Here is an 18453-nt window from a genome sequence, read left to right as displayed (position 1 = left end):
AGGCCGTCCGGCTGTGTCTTTTGACATTTCAGGGTGTCTTTTGCGTCACTAGACTGCGCAGCGCCCTCCCTTGACAAGACGCATGACGCAAGACCAGACGCTTTACGAAATCCTCTACTGCAGCACCCTCGTGCAGGACCTGTCACCCCGAACGGTGGGCGCGATCGTCAGCCAGGCGCGTGGGCGCAACGCCGAGCATGGCATCACGGGACTGCTGGTTTTCGACGGCTTGCGGTTTTGCCAGCACCTGGAGGGGCCGCGCGAGGCGGTTCAGGCGCTGATGCAGCGGATCGAACGCGACCCGCGCCATGTCGATGTACGCATCGCCTATGAAGGCGCACTGAGCAACCGGCGCTACACCGGTTTCGGGCTGGGCCTGGCGGAAAGCGAGGGGCCGCATCTGATGTCGGGCGTGCACGCACTGGAAGGCGAAACCGCCCTGCTGCATTTCCTGGCGCTGCGGCCCAGCTTCGACATCAACGGCTGAGGAACGCCCAAGCAAAGAAAAAGGCGGCCGAAGCCGCCTCTCTCGAGCGCAGGGTTGGCGGAGGGTCAGGCGTTGTCCCAGCTGTAGGTCGCGCCGTAGCCGTCCCACGCTTCCATGACGATGCGCTGGCCCGCCGCCACCGTGAGCGATTCCCCGGGTGCGAGCACCAGGTCTTCGCTGGGATTGGCGAGCGTGGCGTCGGGGGTGACCCACACGCGGCCCTGCTTGACCCGCAGCACGCTGGTCGAACGCGCCTTCAGGCTCATCGCCTCGCCGGGGGCGATCTGCCAGGCGCCGCGGCGCACGGCTGGCGGCACTGCGGCAGTGGCGGTGCGGGCGGGAACGGACAGGGACGAGAGCGATTCGGTGGTGCAGACGGCGGTGGACATGATGAGGACTCCTGGGCTTGCCGAAGCGCTTGACAGACAGAAGGCAATTGCGCAGTTCGGGAATGAATGATCGTTTCTGGCCCGTTGGCAGTCCAATGAAAAGGAGGTAGCCTACTGATGCCCGTTTCGCATCAATGCATCCGGCCGCCGGATTGCCGCCCGAAGTCATACTCATGCAACATTCGCAAACCCATTTGCGCTCCCGCCCGATCTCGGCCGGGCATCTGCGCGCCTTCGAGGCCGTCGCCCGCCACCTGAATTTCCGCGCCGCCGCCGAGGAAATGGCGCTCACCCAGTCGGCCGTCAGCCGGCAGATCCAGTCGCTGGAAGAAGAAGTGGGCGTGGCGCTGTTCCTGCGCCACACGCGGGCGGTGGAGCTCACCAGCGCCGGCGCGCAGCTGCTGCTGGCGGTGCAGCAGTCGCTGCCGCGCATCGACACGGCGGTGCGACAGATCAGGCAGAGCGCGGGGCGCAAGAGCGTGTCGCTGACCACCTTTGCATCGTTCGCGTCGATGTGGCTGATTCCCCGGCTGGAAGCCTTCCAGCGCGACAACCCCGAGATCGACATCCGCATCGACGCCAGCGACGTGGCGGTCGACCTCGAAGTGGCCGACGTCGACATCGCGCTGCGCTACGGCCCGCGCGAGGTCATGCCGGCCGGCGCGGTGCGCCTGTTCGGCGAAACGCTGACGCCGGTGGCCAGCCCCTGGCTGCTGAAGAGCAGCCCGCCCATCAAGACGCCGGCCGACATCACCCGGTTCACGCTGATCGAGGCCGGCGACGCCCACCGCACCCACCTCGAGTGGCTGACTTGGCGCCGCTGGTTCGAGGTGAACGGCCAGGAACGCGCGCAGCCCAAGCGCTGGCTCTATTTCAACTACGCCTACCAGATGGTGCAGGCCGCCCTCACGGGCCAGGGCGTGACGCTGGCGCGCAGCTCGCTGATTGCCGAGAGCCTGGCCAACGGCGACCTGGTCGAGGTGCTGCCGCAGCACCGCATGGACTCGCCGATGGCCTACTGGCTCATCGCCGGCCCGCGCAACGCGCTGCGGCCGGAAATCAAGGCCTTCTGGGACTGGCTGCAGACGCAGGCCATCACCACGCGCGAGACCATCGGCGAGGTGCCCGACCCGGACACGGTGGACAACCTCGACTGAGCCGGGGGCTCAGCTGGTGGGCCAGACCACGCCGTTGTCGTTCAGGATGGCGTCGAGCGGCAGGTCGTGCGCCTCGGGCTCGAAGTCGTCCAGGAAGCCGTGGGTGAACCCCAGCCCCACCGTGAACGGCCGCGGCTCCAGCGCCGCCAGCGTGCGGTCGTAGAAGCCGCCGCCGTAGCCCAGCCGGTACCCGCCCGCGCTGTAGCCCACGCAGGGCACGAACAGCAGCGTCGGCACGATCAGCTCGGTGTCCTTGGGCTTGGGGATGCCGTAGGCGTCTTCTTCCATCTGGCAGCCCGGATACCAGGCATGGAAGGTCAGGGTCTTGTGAACTTTGTCGATCACCGGCAGTCCGATGCGGCGGCGCTGCGGCTCTTCCATGAGCTCGCCGTCCTCCTTCCAGCGGTGCAGAGCGGGCAGCGGATCGAACTCGCCCTTGATCGGCCAGTAGGCGCCGATCACGGTGTCGGGCCGGCCGACCAGCCAGATCCGCATCACGCGCTGCAGGAGATCGGCGCGCGCCATGCGGTCGGGCATTGCCAGTCGCTGCTCGATCAGTGCTTTTCGCAGCTGATCCTTAAGAAAACTCGCGGTCGCCGAGGTGTCGGCATCCTTTGACTTGTCCATAATCCCCCGATGCAGTTCCCAAGCATTTTGGCATCCAAGCGCCGCCGCCCGCGCGGCGCAACTCCCGCACTCGTTTTTTCCGCTGTCCTGGCGCTCGCCGCGTTGCTCTCCCAGCAACCCGCCGCGGCCCAGAACAACACCAACGACGACGTGCTCATCCAGATGAAGCAGGCCTTCCAGCGCGGCGACAAGGCCCGCCTGTCGGCCCTGCTGCCGCAGGCCCGCGGGCATGCACTGGAACCTTGGGCCGCCTACTGGGAACTCAAGGCGCGCCTGCAGGAAGCCTCGCCCACCGAGGTGCAGGACTTCTTCGCACGCTATGCCGGCACCTACCAGGAAGACCGCCTGCGCAACGACTGGCTGCTGCTCACCGGCCAGCGCCGCGACTGGGACAACTTCTCCGCCGCCATCGCCGGCTTCCGCATGGGCGACGATGCGCAGGTGCGCTGCTACGCCACGCTGGTCGACACGCTGCGCAGCGGCACCGCCACCCAGGCGCAGGCCGACGAGGTGCGCCGCAACTGGTTCGCGCAGAAAGACGCCGACGACGGCTGCCTCACCGCGGCCGACCGCATGGTCGCCGCCCGCCTCATGACGCCGGCCGACGCCTGGAAGAAGGCGCGCCTGGCCATGGAGGCCAACCGCCCGCAGGCCGCGCGCGGCGCGGTCACCATCGCCGCGCCCGACGCGCTGCCGCTGTTCGAGGAGGTGAACGCCAGCGCCGCCAAGTTCCTGGCCGGGCGTGCCTTCGTGGCCGCCAAGTCGCGCAAGGAGCTCGTGGTGCTCGCGCTCATCAAGGTGGCCATCGCCGATCCCGACATGGCCGCGTCGCAGCTCGACGGCAAATGGGGCCCGATGCTCTCGGCCGAGGAGCGCAACTGGCTCTGGGGCACCATCGGCCGCCAGGCAGCGAACAAGCTGTCGCCGCAGGCCGGCACCTACTTCGCCAACGTCACCAAGAACAGCGACCTGTCGGACGACATGCTCGGCTGGCGCGTGCGCGCCGCCTTGCGCGCCGGCCAATGGAAAGAGGTGGCGCCCGCCATCAACGCCATGAGCGAAACCGCCCAGCTCGACCCCACCTGGGTCTACTGGAAGGCCCGCGCGCTGGCCAACAGCGGCAGCGAAGAGCGCCGAGCCCAGGCCCGCGAGCTCTACCAGAGCATTGCCGGCTCGCGCGGCTTCTACGAAATGCTGGCGCTCGAGGAGCTGGGCCAGCGCACCGTGGTGCCCACCCGCCCCGCCCCGCTCACGCCCGAAGAAAAAGCCGCCGCCCGCGCCAACCCGTCGCTGGCCCGCGGCCTCTATGCCATCGCGATCGGCCTGCGCCCCGAAGGCACGCGCGAGTGGAACTACGCCACCAACCTGCACGACAAGGGCGGCATGGACGACCGCGCCCTGCTGGCCGCGGCAGACTTCGCCTGCCAGCGCGAGGTGTGGGACCGCTGCATCAACACCAGCGAGCGCACCAAGGGCGTGGTCGACGTCGATCAGCGCTTTCCCATGCCCTTCCACGACACGGTGCTGCGCAAGAGCCAGGACATCGGCCTCGACCCGGCCTACGTCTACGGCCTGATCCGCCAGGAAAGCCGCTTCATCATGGATGCGCGCTCGGGCGTCGGCGCTTCGGGCCTGATGCAGGTCATGCCCGCCACCGCGCGCTGGACGGCCCGCAAGATCGGCCTGACCGACTTCTCGCCCAACCAGATCAATGACCGCGAGACCAACATCACCATCGGCACCAACTACCTGAAGCTGGCGCTCGACGACTTCGACGGCTCCATGGCGCTGGCCGCCGCTGCCTACAACGCCGGCCCGGGCCGCCCGCGCAACTGGCGCAACGGCCCGGTGCTCGACGCCGCCATCTGGGCCGAGAACGTGCCCTTCAGCGAGACGCGCGACTACGTGAAGAAGGTGCTGGCCAACACCACCAACTACGCCGCCATCATCAGCGGCCGGCCGCAGTCGTTGAAGGAGCGCCTGGGCCGCATCGGCCCGCGCGACGCCGCCGAGCCCGAACCCAACAAGGACCTGCCTTGAGGCTTGCGGCATGAGCTGGCGCGACGAGGTCCTGGACACCATCGCGTCCGAGTTCTCGGACGTGACCGACGTCGCGCAGCTCACGCGCATCGTGCTGCGCCTCACGCTGGCCGCCGCGCTGGGCTTCCTGCTCGGCTTCGAGCGCGAGCAGGCGGGCAAGGCGGCCGGCGTGCGCACCCACATGCTGGTGGCCATCGGCTCGGCGATGTTCGTGCTGATACCGCAGCAGACCGGCATCGTGCCGGCCGACATGAGCCGGGTGATCCAGGGGCTGGTGGCGGGCGTGGGCTTTCTTTGCGCCGGCACCATCCTCAAGCAGGGCAAGGACGAGAGCCACGTGCAGGGCCTGACCACCGCCGCCGGGCTGTGGATGACGGCCGCCATCGGCATGGCCTGCGGCCTCGGGCGCGAAGCCACCGCGCTGCTGAGCGCACTGCTGGCGCTGGCGGTGCTGTCGCTGGTGCCGCGCCTCGTGGGTCTGATCGAGCGCGTGACCGGCCCTCAGAAGGGCGGCGAAGACGGCACCGCGCCGCGCGTCATCGCCTCGGCCGACGACACGCCCGCGCGCTGAAGGCGCCGGCGCATCAATTCGCGCCGCGTTCGTCATCAATCGGGCCGTGGCGCGCGGCTAGCATTTAGAACTTTGCACCCAACGCCCGGGAGACTCTCATGCGCAAGCTCTACATCGGCAACAAGAACTACTCGTCCTGGTCCATGCGCCCCTGGGTGCTGATGAAGCAGGCCGGCATCCCCTTCGAGGAAGTGATGGTGCGCTTCGATTCCTTCGAAGCCGACTCGAAGTTCAAGAGCGCCATCGCCGCCATCAACCCGGTGGCCAAGGTGCCCGTGCTGGTCGACGGCGACCTGGTGGTCTGGGACACGCTGGCCATCGCCGAGTACCTGGCAGAGACCTTCCCTGAAAAGCAGTTGTGGCCCCGCGACGCGGCGGACCGTGCGCGCGCGCGCAGCGTCTGCGCCGAGATGCACTCGGGCTTCGGCGGCCTGCGCGGCCATTGCGGAATGAACCTCGAAGCCTCGCTGCCCGAAGTGGGCGCGCGGCTGATGAAGGAAGAGCCCACGGTCGCCAGCGACCTCGCGCGCATCGTGCAGATGTGGAGCGGCCTGCTAGACGCGCACGGCGGCCCCATGCTGTTCGGCGAATTCGGCATCGCCGATGCCTACTTCGCGCCGGTGGGCACGCGCATCAAGACCTACGGACTGCCGGTGCCGCCGCACATCACGGCCTACATCGAACGTGTGCAGGCATTGCCGGGCGTCAAGGCCTGGATCGACGGCGGACTGGCGGAGAAGGATTTCCTGCAGTTCGAGGAGCCCTACCGCACGGGGCGGTAAGGTCCTCGAAGAGGATGGCGGTCAGAACCGGTAGGTTGCCGCCAGGTAGGTGACGATCGGGTTCAGCTTCAGGCTGGCCTGGCTCGTGGCCACCGGCAGGCCGGTGATCGAGGTGGTCGTCAGCTTGGCGGTGGTCTTCAGCGGGATGTACGACACCGAGAACGAGATGCCCCAGTGCTTGTCGAACTGGTAGGCCACGCCGGCGTTCAACACGGGTGCGAACTTGCTGTCGAGCTTGGCCGTGGTGTTCACGCGGAACGGCGACACGCCGAACTGCTGCGCCAGCGCACCCTGCAGGTTCGACGTGAGCTGCACGTCGCTGTACCAGACATAGGTGGCGCCCAGGCCCACGAAGGGGCGAAACGCCGAGTTGGCGTCGTTGAAGAAATACTTGCCCAGGATGGTCGGGCTCCACTGGCGGGCCTCGCCCAGCTGGCCGACGCGGCCCAGCGTGCCGGTGCCGTTGAGCTTGAACTTCGGCGGCACGCCGAACACGCCTTCCACGGCCCAGTTGCTGTCGAGGAAATAGGTGGCATTGAGACCCAGGGTGTCGGAGTCGCTCACGCTGGCGCCCGAGCCGGGCAGCACCGCCGGAATCGGGGAGGTCACGGTCAGCGGCTTGCTCGAGTCCTGCGGCGAAAGATGGAACCAGCCCGTGCCGATGACCCAGTCGCCCCCCTGTTGCGCCATGGCGCTGCCGGACGCCAGGGCGCCCAGAGCGGCCAACGCAAACACTGTTTTCTTCATGATGTGAAAGCTCCTTTGGTTGAAAAATCCCTCTGCGCGGCGCAGCCTCGGCTTTTAGCCGCCGCTGACATTCGCCCGCCGGACGAATGGTGGCCCGCTCCGCGCCGGAAATTATCGAACGACCGTTCTATTTTTGAGGTACGGAGTATCCCTACACTGCATTCATGAAAATTTTTCTCGTCGGCGGCGCGGTGCGCGACAGGCTGCTAGGGCGCCCCGTGTCCGACCATGACTGGCTGGTGGTCGGCGCCACGCCCGAAGCCATGGTGGCCCGCGGCTACCTGCCCGTGGGGCGCGACTTTCCGGTGTTCCTGCACCCCGAGACGCGCGAGGAGTACGCGCTCGCCCGCACCGAGCGCAAGAGCGCGCCGGGCTACCGCGGCTTCACCGTGCATGCCTCGCCCGACGTCACGCTGGAACAGGACCTCGCGCGCCGCGACCTGACCGTCAACGCCATCGCGCTGCCCGCCGAGCTGGTGAATGCCGACGGCAGCTTCGACCCCACGCCCGGCACGCTGGCCGACCCCTTCCACGGCCAGCGCGACCTGCGCGACAAGGTGCTGCGCCACGTGACCGACGCCTTCCGCGAAGACCCAGTGCGCATCCTGCGCGTGGCGCGTTTCGCCGCGCGCTTCCACGACTTCGGCGTCGCCCCCGAGACCATGGCGCTGATGCGCGAGATGGTCGCGGCCGGCGAAGTCGACGCGCTGGTGCCCGAGCGCGTGTGGCAGGAGCTGTCGCGCGGCCTCGCCGAAACACGGCCCTCGCGCATGTTCGACGTGCTGCGCGGCTGCGGCGCGCTGGCCGTGCTGCTGCCGGAGGTCGACCGGCTCTGGGGCGTGCCGCAGCGCGCCGAGCACCACCCCGAGGTCGACACCGGCGTGCACCTGATGATGGTGCTCGACACCGCCGCGCGGCTGCAGGCCTCGCTGCCGGTGCGCTTCGCCTGCCTGATGCACGACCTGGGCAAGGGCAACACGCCGGCCGACGTCTTGCCGCGCCACACCGGCCACGAGAAGCGCAGCGCCGAACTGCTGCAGCAGGTGTGCGAACGCTGGCGCGTGCCCGTGGACGTCCGCGAGCTGGCCGAGGTGGTGGCGCGCGAGCACGGCCACATCCACGCCAGCGGCTCGCTCGATGCGGCGGAGCTGGTGCGCCTGCTGGAGCGCTGCGACGCCTTCCGCAAGCCCGCGCGCTTTGCCGAGGCGCTGCTGGCCTGCGAGTGCGACGCGCGCGGGCGGCTCGGCTTCGAGGACACGGCCTATCCGCAACGCCCCCGGCTGCTGGCCGTGCTGGCCACCGCGGCGGCCGTGCCCACCGACGTGGTGGCGCGCGCCGCCCAGCAGGCCGGCGCCGGCGGCCCGAAGATCGGCGAGGCGATCCACCAGGCCCGGGTGGATGCCGTGGCGGCCGTGGCGGCATCGGCGGGCTGAAAGCGCCCAAGGCCCTGCCGCACAGCCGGTTTTGGCCGACACGGGATGCCGGGCGCCCGTGCTATGGTTTTTCCCAATGCCAAAGTCCTCCAGCAACTTGCAGTTGCCTCCTCCGCTGGGCCGGGATTCAGCCCTCTTTCTCGACTTCGACGGAACACTCGTCGGGCTCGCGCCCACGCCTGAAGCCATCGAGATCCCGCCTGCCCTCGTTTCCCTCCTGAGCGACCTGCGCGACCAGCTCGGCGGCGCGCTCGCCGTCGTGTCGGGCCGCCAGATCGACTCCATCGACCGCTTCCTGGCGCCGCTGCGCCTGCCGGCGGCCGGCGAGCACGGCGTGCAGCGCCGCGACGCCAAGGGCCGCATGCAGGAGCAGCGCCCGCCCGACCTTGCCTCCATCCTCGACGTTGCCAACGAGCTCGCGCGCGTACATGAAGGCCTGTTGGTGGAGCGCAAGCATGCCGCCATCGCCCTGCACTACCGGCTCGCGCCGCAGCTCGAGGCGGTGTGCCGCGACGCCATGTCGCGCGCCATCGCGCACGACCCCCAGATAGAACTGATGCACGGCAAGTTCGTGTTCGAGGTGAAGCCCGCGGGCATCAACAAGGGCATTGCCATCAATGCCTTCATGGAAGAGGCGCCGTTCACCGGGCGCACGCCCGTCTTCCTCGGCGACGACACCACCGACGAGAGCGGCTTCGCGGTGGTGCAGCCGCGCGGCGGCGTCGGCGTGAAGGTGGGCTCGGGCCCCAGCCTGGCGCTGCACCGGCTCGAATCGCCGCGCGCAGTCTACGAATGGCTGGTACAGGCACGCGACCTGCTGGCGGCGCCCGCGGCACGCAAGACAACAGACACCGAATCCCCGAGGAACCCCGGATGAGCGAACAGCAACTATCGACGGCCCCCGAAGCGCACGCCGGCGCGGCAGTGGCCGGCGCCGCCGGTCCCGACGACCGCGCACCGGTCGACTTCAAGGCCGCCGCCGCCCCTGGACCGCGCGGCTTCGCGCCGCCGGCCGAGCCGTCGCTCGATGTCGGCGTGATCGGCAACTGCGCCTACAGCGCGCTCATCGACGGACGCGGACGCGCCGTGTGGTGCTGCCTGCCGCGCTTCGACGGCGACCCGGTCTTCAATGCGCTGCTGCACCCGGGCGAGGAAGCCGGCGCGTGGAGCATCGACATCGAGGACTTCGCCGAAGCCAGGCAGTGGTACGAGCCGAACACCGCCGTGCTGCGCACGCAGCTCTTCGACAGCGCGGGCCAGGGCATCGAGATCACCGACTTCGCGCCGCGCTTCTACAGCCGCTCGCGCTACTTCCGCCCGCTGATGATGGTGCGCCGCGTGCGGCCCATTGCCGGTGCGCCGCGCATCCGCGTGTCGCTCGATCCGCGTTTCCAGTGGGGCGCCTCGGCGCCGGTGGAAGTCACGCGCGGCAGCAACCACATCCGCTACGTGGGACCCGACCTCACGCTTCGGCTGAACACCGATGCGTCGATCTCGCACATCCTCTCGCGCCGGCCCTTCGTGATCTCGCGCGAATACAACTTCATGTTCGGCGTGGACGAGACGCTGACGGACGGCATTGCCGACACCGCGCGCAAGTTCGAGCAGGAGACCATCGCCTACTGGCGCACCTGGACCAAGCGCCTGGCGATTCCCTTCGAGTACCAGGACGCGGTGATCCGCGCGGCCATCACGCTGAAGCTCTCGCTGTACGAGGACACCGGCGCCATCGTCGCCGCCATGACCACCAGCATTCCCGAGGCACCCGGCAGCCAGCGCAACTGGGACTACCGCTACTGCTGGCTGCGCGACGCCTTCTTCGTGGTGCGCGCGCTCAATTCGCTGAGCGAAGTGGGCACCATGGAAGACTACCTGCGCTGGCTGGGCAACGTGGTGATCGGCTCGCACGGCGAGCACATCCAGCCGCTGTACGGCATCGGGCTGGAGCGCGAGCTGCCCGAATCCTTCGTCGAAGGCCTGCCGGGCTATCGCGGCATGGGCCCGGTGCGCGTGGGCAACCAGGCGCAGGAGCACTTCCAGCACGACGTGTACGGCAACATCGTGCTCGGCGCTGCGCAGGCCTTCCACGACCACCGGCTGCTCAGCCGCGCGGGGCTGGCGGAGTTCCCGCACCTCGAGGCGGTGGGCGAACAGGCGGTGCGCGTCTACGGCACGCCCGACGCCGGCATGTGGGAGCTGCGCACGCGGGCCCGCGTGCACACCAGCTCGGCGCTGATGAGCTGGGCCGCCTGCGACCGGCTCAGCAAGATCGCCCGCGCGCTGGACCTGCCCGAACGCGCCGCCTACTGGCACGGCCACGCGGCGCGCATGAAGGAAGAGATCCTCACCAAGTCGTGGTGCGAGGAGCGGCAGGCCTTTGCCGAGAGCTTCGGCGGGCACGAGCTCGACGCGAGCATCCTGCTGATGGTGGAGGTGGGCCTGATCGACGCGCGCGACCCGCGCTTCATCTCCACCGTCGACGCCATGGAGAAGTCGCTGTGCGACGGCCCGTACATGCGCCGCTACGAGGCCGCCGACGACTTCGGCAAGCCCGAGACGGCCTTCAACATCTGCACCTTCTGGCGCATCGACGCACTCGCCAAGATCGGCCGCAAGGCCGAGGCGCGCCAGATCTTCGAGACCATGCTGGCCGCGCGCAACCCGCTGGGGCTGCTGTCGGAAGACACGCATCCGGTCACCGGCGAGATGTGGGGCAACTTTCCGCAGACCTATTCGATGGTCGGCATCATCAACGCGGCGGTGCGCCTGTCCGCTCCGTGGGACTCCGCCATATGAGCCGCCTCGTCGTCATTTCGAACCGCGTGGCCGACCCACGCAAGCCCGCGGCCGGCGGCCTGGCCGTGGCACTGGGCGAATCGCTGCAGCAAAGCGGCGGCCTGTGGTTCGGCTGGAGCGGGCAGATCATCGAAGGCGGGCCGACCGGCGAAGGCGAGCTGCACCGGCAGCAGGCCGGCAAGGTGACGCTCGCCACCATCGACCTGAGCCGCGAGGACCACGACAGCTACTACCTCGGCTACAGCAACGACGTGCTCTGGCCGGTGTTCCACAACCGGCTCGACCTGGCGCACTTCGACGCCGGCTTCATCGGCGGCTACCGGCGCGTGAACCAGCTGTTCGCGCGCAAGCTGCTGCCGCTGCTGAAGGAAGACGACATCATCTGGGTGCACGACTACCACCTGATACCGCTGGCGGCCGAGCTGCGCGCGATGGGCTGCAAGCAGCGCATCGGCTTCTTCCTGCACATTCCGCTGCCGCCGCAGATCATCATCGCGGCCATTCCGCAGCACGAGTGGCTGATGCGCTCGCTGTTCGCCTACGACCTGATCGGCTTCCAGGCCCAGCAGGACGTGCAGCACTTCGAGCACTACGTGCGCAACGAGGCGCGCGGCCAGTACCTGGGCGACGACATGTACCGCGCCTACGGGCAGACGGTGCGCTGCAGCGCGTTCCCGATCGGCATCGACGTGGACGAGTTCGCCGCGCTCACGCATGCGAAGGAATCGCGCGACATGTACGAGACCATGAAGCGCGAGTATTCGCAGCGCCGGCTGCTGCTGGGCATCGACCGGCTCGACTATTCCAAGGGCATTCCGCAGCGCGTGCGGGCGTTCCGCGAGTTGCTGGCGCACTACCCCGAGAACCGGCGCAGCGCGACGCTGATACAGATCGCCTCGCCCACGCGCGAGACGGTCGACGCCTACGCCGACATCCGCCGCGAGCTCGAGTCGCTGTGCGGCGCCATCAACGGCGACTACGGCGAACTCGACTGGATGCCGGTGCGCTACATCCACCGCATGGTGGCGCGCAAGCGCGTGCCGGGCCTGTGCCGCGCGGCGGCCGTGGGGCTGGTGACGCCGCTGCGCGACGGCATGAACCTGGTGGCCAAGGAATACATCGCGGCGCAGGACCCGGCCGACCCCGGCGTGCTGGTGCTGTCGCGCTTTGCCGGCGCGGCCGAGCAGCTGAAAGAGGCGCTGCTGGTGAACCCGTACGACACGCACGGCACGGCGGAAACCGTGCAGCAGGCGCTGCACATGCCGCTGGAAGAACGGCGCGAGCGGCACCAGAAGCTGCTGTCGCGCATCCGCGACCAGGACATCCACTGGTGGCGGCGCACCTTCCTGGATGCGCTGCGCGAGGTGGACAGCGAGCGCTGATCTTCTGCTTTTGTTCGTCGGGGGTTTTTCGGGGCGCGCTCGCGCCGACGGGGCACTGGTTGATCGGCCGAGAACCGGCAGCGTGGCCTGTGCACGCGCCATGAAGGACAGTCTCCTCAGCCTCACCAGCCCGTAAGCAGGCGCATCAGCCGCATCACGGGCCGCAGTTCCGGATCGTCCTGCGCGGGCACATGCGGCTGGTACGGCGCGTGGATGCGCAGCGACACGGGTGCGTGCAGCGCCGTCACCTCGATCCAGCCGCCGCGGTCCAGCCGGTGGACATCGCCTTCGTCCAGCGCGGCCTCCGTCATGAACAGCGATTCGCCGAACCAGCTCGGGGGCGACACCAACCGCACCCGGCCTTCGGCCACTTGCAGCGACGTGCCGGCATCGACGGCGGTGCGCAGGGACTGGCCCGGCTCGAGGGTGACCAAGGCGGGGGCTGAAGAGAGCGTGGTGATCATGGCGTGCCTTTGAAAAAAGCGGTGGTCGGGCACTGATCGTAGGAATTCGGCTGCCCAAAAAACAGGCACACGCACCGGCTATTGCGGCCATAACAGCCGACGTCCGGGCGCATCTGTTATGGTGGTTTTCCCGAGCAACTGCATCTGTTTTCCAGTGCCCGATCGGTGGAACATCTGCCCCATGGACTCGCTACCGCTCTACCGCCAGCTTGCCGCCCACTACGTGGACGCGATCCACACCGGCTCGCTCAAGCAGGGCGACAAGCTGCCGTCGCTGCGCAGCCTCATGCGGCTGCACGACATCAGCCTGTCGACCGCGCTGCAGGTCTGCCGCGCGATGGAAAGCGACGGCTGGGTCGAAGCGCGCGACCGTTCGGGCTATTTCGTGCGGCGGCCGCAGCGCATGGCCATCGCGCCCATGGAAGAGCCGGTGGCCGACGTGCCGCCAGACCCCGCGCGGTTCGTCAGCATGCGCGAGCGCATGGCCAACTTCATGGCGCGCGGGCGGCACACAGGCGTGAAGCTCAACTTCGCCATCGCCCGCGCGGCCCCCGAGCTGTACCCGGCCGAAGCGCTGCGCAATTCGATGACGCGCGCGCTGCGCCAGCGGCCCGAGCTGCTGACCACCGCCTCGTCGCAGAAGGGCCACCTGCAGTTCCGCGAAGCCGTGGCGCAGCGCAACCTGCGCATCGGCATGACGGTGGCGCCCGACGAGGTGCTGGTCACCAACGGCTGCATCGAGGCGCTGAACCTCGCGCTGCGCGCCATCGCCAAACCGGGCGACACGGTGGCCGTGGAGTCGCCCACCTTCTACGGCCTGCTGCAGGTGCTCGAGAGCCTGGGCATGCGCGCGCTCGAGATCCCGACCAGCCCGCAGACCGGCATCTCCATCGAGGCGCTGGAGCTGGCCATCCAGACCTACGACGACATCAAGGCCGTGGTGGTGGTGCCGCACCTGCAGAACCCCATCGGCAGCGTGATGCCCGACGCCCACAAGCAGCGGCTGGTGCACCTTTGCGAGGGCCACGGCATCGCGCTGGTCGAGGACGACACCTACAGCGACCTGGTCGAGAGCGACACGCCGCTGCGCGCGCTGAAGTCATGGGACCGCACCGGCAACGTGATCTATTGCGCCTCGTTGCACAAGGTGCTGGCGCCCGGGCTGCGGCTGGGCTGGATCACCGCCGGGCGCTGGCATGCGCAGGTGGAAATGCTCAAGTACGCGCAGACCCGCAACAACGAGGCGCTGGCGCAGATAGCGGCGGGCGAGTTCATCGCGGGCGGCGCCTACGACCGCCACCTGCGCCGGCTGCGCGAGCGGCTGCACGTGCAGCGCGACCAGACGGCGGACGCCATCGCCCGGTATTTTCCGCAGGGCACGCGGCTGAACCTGCCGCGCGGCGGGCTGCAGCTGTGGGTGGAACTGCCGCAGCGGCTGTCGTCGGTCTCGGTGTTCGATGCGGCGCTGCGCGAGCACATGCTGGTGGCGCCGGGCGCGCAGTTCTCGAACTCGCCGCGCTTCGACCACTACCTGCGCATCAACTGCGGCTGGCCGTATTCGGACGCGGTCGATGCCGGGCTGCGCCGGCTGGGTGCCATCGTGGCCGAAGGCTGCGGCGTGGCGCCGCCGGCCACGGCCGAGCGGCGCAAGGCGCCTTCTTCTCCGGCTCAGTCTCAGTCGAGCAGCGCCAGGGCCGCGTAGTCGCCGACCTTGTCGCCGAGGCCGGCGGGCACCAGCAGCACGCCGCGCGTGAGCGGCAGCAGCCTGCCGTCGATCTGCGCCTGCAGGCGCGGCAGCACGAAGTCGCTGTTGTGCGAGAACACGCTGCCGCCCAGGCTGATGCGCTGCAGGTCGAGCGTGATGACCATGTTGTAGAGCATGCGCCCGACGATGCGGCACAGCGCCTCGGCCGTTTCGACGGCCTTGGGCTCCCCCGCCGCGGCCGCGCTGAAAAGTTCGGCCGCCGACTGGCCGAAGCGGTGCTCGATCGAGCTGCCGCTCACCAGCGCCTCGACGTCGCCGTGGTTGCCGCAGCCGCACAGCGCGCCGCTGGCGTCGTCGACCACGAAGCTGTGGCCCGCGTGGCCGGCGTTGCCGTTCTTGCCGCGCAGCGCGCGGCCGTCCACGCACAGGCCCACGCCCACGCCGGTGCTCCAGGTGGCGTAGGCGCAGTTGTCAAGGCCCTTCAGCGCGCCCCAGTGGCGCTCGGCCTCCAGCGCGGCGACGGCGTCGTTCTCGACGCGCACGCTGCCGAAGCGCTTGACCAGCGGGGCTTCGATGATGGCGGTCATCCAGGAATTGGGCAGCCCGCGCGAGGGGCCGGCGATGCCGCCGCAGATGTTGGGCGTGGCCAGCTCGACCAGGCCGTCGCGCAGCTCGAACGGACCGGTGGACGACACGCCCACCCGGTCGACCGTGGCCGGGTCGACGCCCTGCTCCGCGCACACCTCTTCGATCATTCGGATGATCTGCACCGCCACCGCGTCGTTGTCGCCGGTCTTGGCGGTCGGCTCGCTGCGGCGGCCGACCAGCGGCGTGTCGCTCGAGGGGGAAAGGCTCACGGCCACCTTGGTGCCACCGATGTCTACGCAGGCTCTCATTGCGGGGGTCTTCTCTCTCTCAGGTCAGGGGCGCCGCTACAGCAGGCGCGCGACCAGCGCCGCGATCATGCTGAGCACCACGGTGCTCGCTATCGGCAGCTGCCACTCGCGGCCGAAGGCGCGAAACTCGAAATCGCCGGGCAGCCGCCCGAACCCGAAGCGGCGCAGCCAGGCGGTCAGGCCGCTCATGAGCACCAGGGCAAGGACGACGACGATCAGCCAGCGGAACATGCCGGACAGTCTAGGCCGAGAGCAGGGCCATCGCTTGTCGGTGGAGTTCGGGCGTTGCGGCGGCAATGACCCTTCCGTCGGACTTCAGGCCCAGCGGCTGGCCCTGCCAGTCGGTGATGACGCCGCCGGCCGCCTCGATCAGCCCGGCCGGGCCGAGGTAGTCGTAGGGCTGCAGGCCGGTCTCGACCACCAGGTCGATGGTGCCGCCCGCCAGCTGGGCGTAGCCGTAGCAGTCGCCGCCGAAGCGGCGCATCGCGCACTGGCGGCTGAGCCTGTCGAAGGCGGCCCAGTCGGCGGGCGCGAAGATGTCGGGCGAGGTGGTGACGATGCGGGCCTTCGCCACCTCGGTGCAGTTGCTCGCGCGCACCGGCTGGCCGTCGCGCGTGGCGCCCTTGCCGCTGCCGTCGTTGCGGCCGATCCAGCGTTCCTTGAGCACCGGCATGTCGACCATGCCGAACACCACGCGCCCGCCCTGCAGCACGCCGATCAGCGTGCCCCACAGCGGCGAGCCGGTGATGAAGCTGCGGGTGCCGTCGATCGGGTCGAGCACCCAGACGCGTTCGGCCTCGAGCCGCTCGGGACCGTGTTCCTCGCCGTAGATGCCGTCGGCCGGCACGCGGGCGCCGAGGATCTGGCGCATCGCCGTCTCGGCGGCGCGGTCGGCCAGCGTGACGGGGCTTTCGTCGGCCTTGGTGATGATGTCCAGCGGGGTGCGGAAGTAGTGCATCGACTGGGCGGCGGCGGCATCGGCCAGCGCTTCGGCGATCGGCGAGAGGTCGGAAGAGGAAGAACTCATGGGAGAGGAGGAAACGCGTGCCAAAACCTGCGATTAGACCCGAGCCGGGGCCGCTTTGGCACGCCGGGGGCCGGCGCCTGAATCCGCCGGCTGCTAGCGCTGCTGGCCCCAGCGGCGCACCGTCAGCCGCTCCAGCGTCTTGAAGCCGAGGCTCTCCACCAGCAGCCCGATGAGCACCACCATCGCCAGGCCCGCGAACACGCGGTCGGTGTAGAGCTCATTGCGGTTCTGGAAGATGTACCAGCCCAGGCCGCCCTTGCCCGACGAGGCGCCGAACACCAGCTCGGCCGCGATCAGCGTGCGCCAGGCGAATGCCCAGCCGATCTTCAGCCCCGACAGGATCGACGGCAGCGCGGCCGGCACCAGGATCTGCAGCACGTAGCGCAGGCCCTTCAGCCCGTAGTTGCGCCCGGCCATGCGCAGGGTTTCGGGCACGCCCTGGAAGCCCGCATAGGTATTGAGCGCCAGCGGCCACAGCACCGAATGGATCAGCACGAACACCAGGCTGCCCCGGCCCAGCCCGAACCACAGCAGCGCCAGCGGCAGCAGCGCAATGGCGGGCAGCGGGTTGAACATGGACGTGAGCGTGTCCAGCAGGTCGCGGCCGACCTGCGTCGACACGGCCAGCGTGGTGAGCGCAAAGGCCAGCAGCACGCCGGCCAGGTAGCCCTGCAGCAGCACCGCGAGCGAGATGCGCACCTTCTCGATCAGCTCGCCGCTGGCCAGCCCCTCGAACAGCGCGCGCGCCGTGGCGGTGAAGGTGGGCAGCAGCAGGTCGTTGTCCTGCCAGCGGGCGGCCAGCTCCCACAGCACGGCGATGGCGACGAGGATCAGCCCCTTGCGCAGCCAGGCCTGCGACCAGATGCGCGTGCCCAGCGGCAGCGTGCGTTCGACCGGCAGTTCGGTGAAGGGCTCGAGCGTGCGCTCGTACTCGGGGCGGATGGGAGGCGTGAGAGTGCTCATGTATTGCTCCTTCCCCCTCCGGGGGAAGGTCGGGATGGGGGCAGGCGGGGCGCGCGATGGATACGCTGCTTGCCCCCACCCCTGCCCTCCCCCGGAAGGGGAGGGAGAAAGGCGGGGCTCATGCAATGACCTCGTGCTCTTCCTCGAAAAGCATGTCGTGGATGCGCTGCGCCGTGCCCTGGAATTCGGCGCTGCCCAGGCTGTCGAGCGAGAAGCCGTGGCTGTTGATCTCCGCGCGCATGCGCCCCGGGTGCGGCGACAGCAGCGCGATGCGGTTGCCCACCACCAGCGCCTCCTCGATCGAATGGGTGACGAACAGCAGCGTGAAGCGCACCTCGTCCCACAGTTCGAGCAGCTCCTGCTGCATCCTGCGGCGCGTGAGCGCGTCGAGCGCGGCGAAGGGCTCGTCCATCAGCAGCACGCGCGGCTGCATCGCCAGCGCACGCGCAATCGCCACGCGCTGCTTCATGCCGCCCGACAGCTGGTGCGGATGCACGTCGGCGAACTTCGACAGGCCCACCTTGTCGAGGTAGTGCAAAGCGCGCTCGGCCGCTTCCTTCTTGCCGAGCGTGCGCGAGGCGAGCAGCGGGAACATCACGTTCTGCTTGACCGTCTTCCACGGCGGCAGCTGGTCGAACTCCTGGAACACGACGATGCGGTCGGGCCCGGGCTGCGTCACGCGCCGGTCTTCGAGGCGGATCTCGCCTTCGACCGGCGCAATGAAGCCGGCCACGGCCTTCAGCAGCGTGGACTTGCCGCAGCCCGAGGGGCCGAGCAGCACGAAGCGGTCGGCGGCATGGACGTCGAAGCTCACGCGGTGCGTGGCGCGCACCACGCGCTCGGGGGTGCGGTATTCGAGGCTGACGTTGTCGACCTGGAGCAGCGGTGCGTTGGCGTCCTGCTCCCTCCCCCGCTGGGGGAGGGCTGGGGTGGGGGCAGACAGCGCCTGCTTGGCCACCGCCCTGCCCTCCCCCATCCCTGCCTTCC

At 69.2% G+C, this 18453-nt stretch carries 19 protein-coding genes; 10 read left to right on the top strand and 9 right to left on the bottom strand.

The window, feature by feature from the left end:
* The first annotated feature begins 82 nt into the window (after nt 1–82).
* Nucleotides 83–487, top strand: coding sequence for a BLUF domain-containing protein (locus tag WIX39_RS09085; RefSeq protein WP_081265675.1), 405 nt, complete (start codon nt 83–85; stop codon nt 485–487).
* Between the two features lie 65 nt (nt 488–552).
* Here WIX39_RS09085 and WIX39_RS09080 read toward each other — a convergent pair whose 3' ends face one another.
* Nucleotides 553–876 carry a DUF2917 domain-containing protein gene (locus tag WIX39_RS09080; RefSeq protein WP_106935654.1) on the bottom strand — a complete coding sequence of 108 codons (324 nt, stop codon included), beginning with the start codon at nt 874–876 and terminating at the stop codon, nt 553–555.
* 173 nt (nt 877–1049) lie between these two features.
* On the opposite strand from WIX39_RS09080, the gene WIX39_RS09075 reads away from it, so the two are divergent.
* Nucleotides 1050–2033 (top strand): LysR substrate-binding domain-containing protein, encoded by a 984-nt coding sequence (locus WIX39_RS09075; RefSeq protein WP_081265673.1) that lies wholly within the window; start codon nt 1050–1052, stop codon nt 2031–2033.
* 9 nt (nt 2034–2042) lie between these two features.
* On the opposite strand, the gene WIX39_RS09070 is transcribed toward WIX39_RS09075, so the two are convergent.
* Nucleotides 2043–2660, bottom strand: coding sequence for a 5-formyltetrahydrofolate cyclo-ligase (locus WIX39_RS09070; protein ID WP_409194922.1), 618 nt, complete (start codon nt 2658–2660; stop codon nt 2043–2045).
* A gap of 9 nt (nt 2661–2669) precedes the next feature.
* On the opposite strand from WIX39_RS09070, the gene WIX39_RS09065 reads away from it, so the two are divergent.
* The 3 genes from WIX39_RS09065 to WIX39_RS09055 all read left to right on the top strand — a co-directional run bounded on the left by WIX39_RS09065 (nt 2670) and on the right by WIX39_RS09055 (nt 6053).
* Nucleotides 2670–4700, top strand: a complete 2031-nt coding sequence (locus WIX39_RS09065) for a lytic transglycosylase domain-containing protein (protein ID WP_106935656.1) — start codon at nt 2670–2672, stop codon at nt 4698–4700.
* Between the two features lie 10 nt (nt 4701–4710).
* Entirely contained in the window at nt 4711–5271 is a 561-nt protein-coding gene (locus WIX39_RS09060; protein ID WP_106935657.1) for an MgtC/SapB family protein, read from the top strand.
* Between the two features lie 98 nt (nt 5272–5369).
* Entirely contained in the window at nt 5370–6053 is a 684-nt protein-coding gene (locus WIX39_RS09055; protein ID WP_409194921.1) for a glutathione S-transferase family protein, read from the top strand.
* A 21-nt stretch (nt 6054–6074) separates the two neighbouring features.
* Here WIX39_RS09055 and WIX39_RS09050 read toward each other — a convergent pair whose 3' ends face one another.
* Nucleotides 6075–6800 (bottom strand): OmpW/AlkL family protein, encoded by a 726-nt coding sequence (locus tag WIX39_RS09050; RefSeq protein ID WP_106935658.1) that lies wholly within the window; start codon nt 6798–6800, stop codon nt 6075–6077.
* 164 nt (nt 6801–6964) lie between these two features.
* Here WIX39_RS09050 and WIX39_RS09045 point away from each other — a divergent pair, with 164 nt between their 5' ends.
* The 4 genes from WIX39_RS09045 to otsA all read left to right on the top strand — a co-directional run bounded on the left by WIX39_RS09045 (nt 6965) and on the right by otsA (nt 12411).
* Nucleotides 6965–8233 (top strand): multifunctional CCA addition/repair protein, encoded by a 1269-nt coding sequence (locus WIX39_RS09045; protein ID WP_409194920.1) that lies wholly within the window; start codon nt 6965–6967, stop codon nt 8231–8233.
* A gap of 76 nt (nt 8234–8309) precedes the next feature.
* Entirely contained in the window at nt 8310–9110 is an 801-nt protein-coding gene (gene otsB, locus WIX39_RS09040) for a trehalose-phosphatase (protein WP_409194919.1), read from the top strand.
* Nucleotides 9107–11029: a glycoside hydrolase family 15 protein gene (locus WIX39_RS09035; RefSeq protein WP_409194918.1), complete on the top strand. Its 1923-nt coding sequence runs from the start codon at nt 9107–9109 to the stop codon at nt 11027–11029. Before otsB ends, WIX39_RS09035 begins: the two co-directional genes overlap by 4 nt.
* On the top strand, nt 11026–12411 hold the full coding sequence (gene otsA / locus WIX39_RS09030) for an alpha,alpha-trehalose-phosphate synthase (UDP-forming) (RefSeq protein ID WP_081265665.1): 1386 nt from the start codon (nt 11026–11028) through the stop codon (nt 12409–12411). The genes WIX39_RS09035 and otsA overlap by 4 nt, the downstream gene beginning before the upstream one ends.
* 122 nt (nt 12412–12533) lie before the next feature.
* Here otsA and WIX39_RS09025 read toward each other — a convergent pair whose 3' ends face one another.
* Complete coding sequence (locus WIX39_RS09025) at nt 12534–12875, bottom strand: hypothetical protein (protein ID WP_409194917.1); 342 nt, start codon at nt 12873–12875, stop codon at nt 12534–12536.
* Between the two features lie 181 nt (nt 12876–13056).
* On the opposite strand from WIX39_RS09025, the gene WIX39_RS09020 reads away from it, so the two are divergent.
* Nucleotides 13057–14577 carry a PLP-dependent aminotransferase family protein gene (locus WIX39_RS09020; protein ID WP_234382087.1) on the top strand — a complete coding sequence of 507 codons (1521 nt, stop codon included), beginning with the start codon at nt 13057–13059 and terminating at the stop codon, nt 14575–14577.
* Here WIX39_RS09020 and WIX39_RS09015 read toward each other — a convergent pair.
* From WIX39_RS09015 to WIX39_RS08995, 5 genes are all read right to left on the bottom strand, one after another.
* Nucleotides 14550–15476 carry an ROK family protein gene (locus WIX39_RS09015; RefSeq protein WP_081265662.1) on the bottom strand — a complete coding sequence of 309 codons (927 nt, stop codon included), beginning with the start codon at nt 15474–15476 and terminating at the stop codon, nt 14550–14552. The two genes, WIX39_RS09020 and WIX39_RS09015, sit on opposite strands and share 28 nt — an antisense overlap.
* 36 nt (nt 15477–15512) lie before the next feature.
* Nucleotides 15513–15707, bottom strand: a complete 195-nt coding sequence (locus WIX39_RS09010; RefSeq protein ID WP_056509065.1) for a DUF2905 domain-containing protein — start codon at nt 15705–15707, stop codon at nt 15513–15515.
* Between the two features lie 10 nt (nt 15708–15717).
* Nucleotides 15718–16503, bottom strand: a complete 786-nt coding sequence (gene hisN / locus WIX39_RS09005; protein ID WP_081265661.1) for a histidinol-phosphatase — start codon at nt 16501–16503, stop codon at nt 15718–15720.
* Nucleotides 16504–16596: 93 nt separating this feature from the next.
* The gene (locus WIX39_RS09000) at nt 16597–17466 is read right to left on the bottom strand and encodes an ABC transporter permease (protein ID WP_081265660.1); all 870 of its coding nucleotides are present in this window, start codon (nt 17464–17466) and stop codon (nt 16597–16599) included.
* A gap of 118 nt (nt 17467–17584) precedes the next feature.
* Nucleotides 17585–18442 (bottom strand): ABC transporter ATP-binding protein, encoded by an 858-nt coding sequence (locus WIX39_RS08995; protein ID WP_409194916.1) that lies wholly within the window; start codon nt 18440–18442, stop codon nt 17585–17587.
* Nucleotides 18443–18453: the final 11 nt, after the last annotated feature.

The sequence above is a fragment of the Variovorax sp. AB1(2024) genome, from assembly GCF_037482385.2.
In the GTDB taxonomy this organism is placed as follows: Bacteria; Pseudomonadota; Gammaproteobacteria; order Burkholderiales; family Burkholderiaceae_C; genus Variovorax.
Note: the sequence above shows the minus strand (reverse complement) of the source record. Positions and strands in the feature narration are given on the sequence as shown.

Excerpts from the sequence above, each read along its gene's own strand:
- WIX39_RS09085 (WP_081265675.1), top strand. The coding sequence starts at position 83 with ATGACGCAAGACCAGACGCTTTACGAAATCCTCTACTGCAGCACCCTC.
- WIX39_RS09080 (WP_106935654.1), bottom strand. The coding sequence starts at position 876 with ATGTCCACCGCCGTCTGCACCACCGAATCGCTCTCGTCCCTGTCCGTT.
- WIX39_RS09075 (WP_081265673.1), top strand. The coding sequence starts at position 1,050 with ATGCAACATTCGCAAACCCATTTGCGCTCCCGCCCGATCTCGGCCGGG.
- WIX39_RS09070 (WP_409194922.1), bottom strand. The coding sequence starts at position 2,660 with ATGGACAAGTCAAAGGATGCCGACACCTCGGCGACCGCGAGTTTTCTT.
- WIX39_RS09065 (WP_106935656.1), top strand. The coding sequence starts at position 2,670 with ATGCAGTTCCCAAGCATTTTGGCATCCAAGCGCCGCCGCCCGCGCGGC.
- WIX39_RS09060 (WP_106935657.1), top strand. The coding sequence starts at position 4,711 with ATGAGCTGGCGCGACGAGGTCCTGGACACCATCGCGTCCGAGTTCTCG.
- WIX39_RS09055 (WP_409194921.1), top strand. The coding sequence starts at position 5,370 with ATGCGCAAGCTCTACATCGGCAACAAGAACTACTCGTCCTGGTCCATG.
- WIX39_RS09050 (WP_106935658.1), bottom strand. The coding sequence starts at position 6,800 with ATGAAGAAAACAGTGTTTGCGTTGGCCGCTCTGGGCGCCCTGGCGTCC.
- WIX39_RS09045 (WP_409194920.1), top strand. The coding sequence starts at position 6,965 with ATGAAAATTTTTCTCGTCGGCGGCGCGGTGCGCGACAGGCTGCTAGGG.
- otsB (WP_409194919.1), top strand. The coding sequence starts at position 8,310 with ATGCCAAAGTCCTCCAGCAACTTGCAGTTGCCTCCTCCGCTGGGCCGG.
- WIX39_RS09035 (WP_409194918.1), top strand. The coding sequence starts at position 9,107 with ATGAGCGAACAGCAACTATCGACGGCCCCCGAAGCGCACGCCGGCGCG.
- otsA (WP_081265665.1), top strand. The coding sequence starts at position 11,026 with ATGAGCCGCCTCGTCGTCATTTCGAACCGCGTGGCCGACCCACGCAAG.
- WIX39_RS09025 (WP_409194917.1), bottom strand. The coding sequence starts at position 12,875 with ATGATCACCACGCTCTCTTCAGCCCCCGCCTTGGTCACCCTCGAGCCG.
- WIX39_RS09020 (WP_234382087.1), top strand. The coding sequence starts at position 13,057 with ATGGACTCGCTACCGCTCTACCGCCAGCTTGCCGCCCACTACGTGGAC.
- WIX39_RS09015 (WP_081265662.1), bottom strand. The coding sequence starts at position 15,476 with ATGAGAGCCTGCGTAGACATCGGTGGCACCAAGGTGGCCGTGAGCCTT.
- WIX39_RS09010 (WP_056509065.1), bottom strand. The coding sequence starts at position 15,707 with ATGTTCCGCTGGCTGATCGTCGTCGTCCTTGCCCTGGTGCTCATGAGC.
- hisN (WP_081265661.1), bottom strand. The coding sequence starts at position 16,503 with ATGAGTTCTTCCTCTTCCGACCTCTCGCCGATCGCCGAAGCGCTGGCC.
- WIX39_RS09000 (WP_081265660.1), bottom strand. The coding sequence starts at position 17,466 with ATGAGCACTCTCACGCCTCCCATCCGCCCCGAGTACGAGCGCACGCTC.
- WIX39_RS08995 (WP_409194916.1), bottom strand. The coding sequence starts at position 18,442 with ATGGGGGAGGGCAGGGCGGTGGCCAAGCAGGCGCTGTCTGCCCCCACC.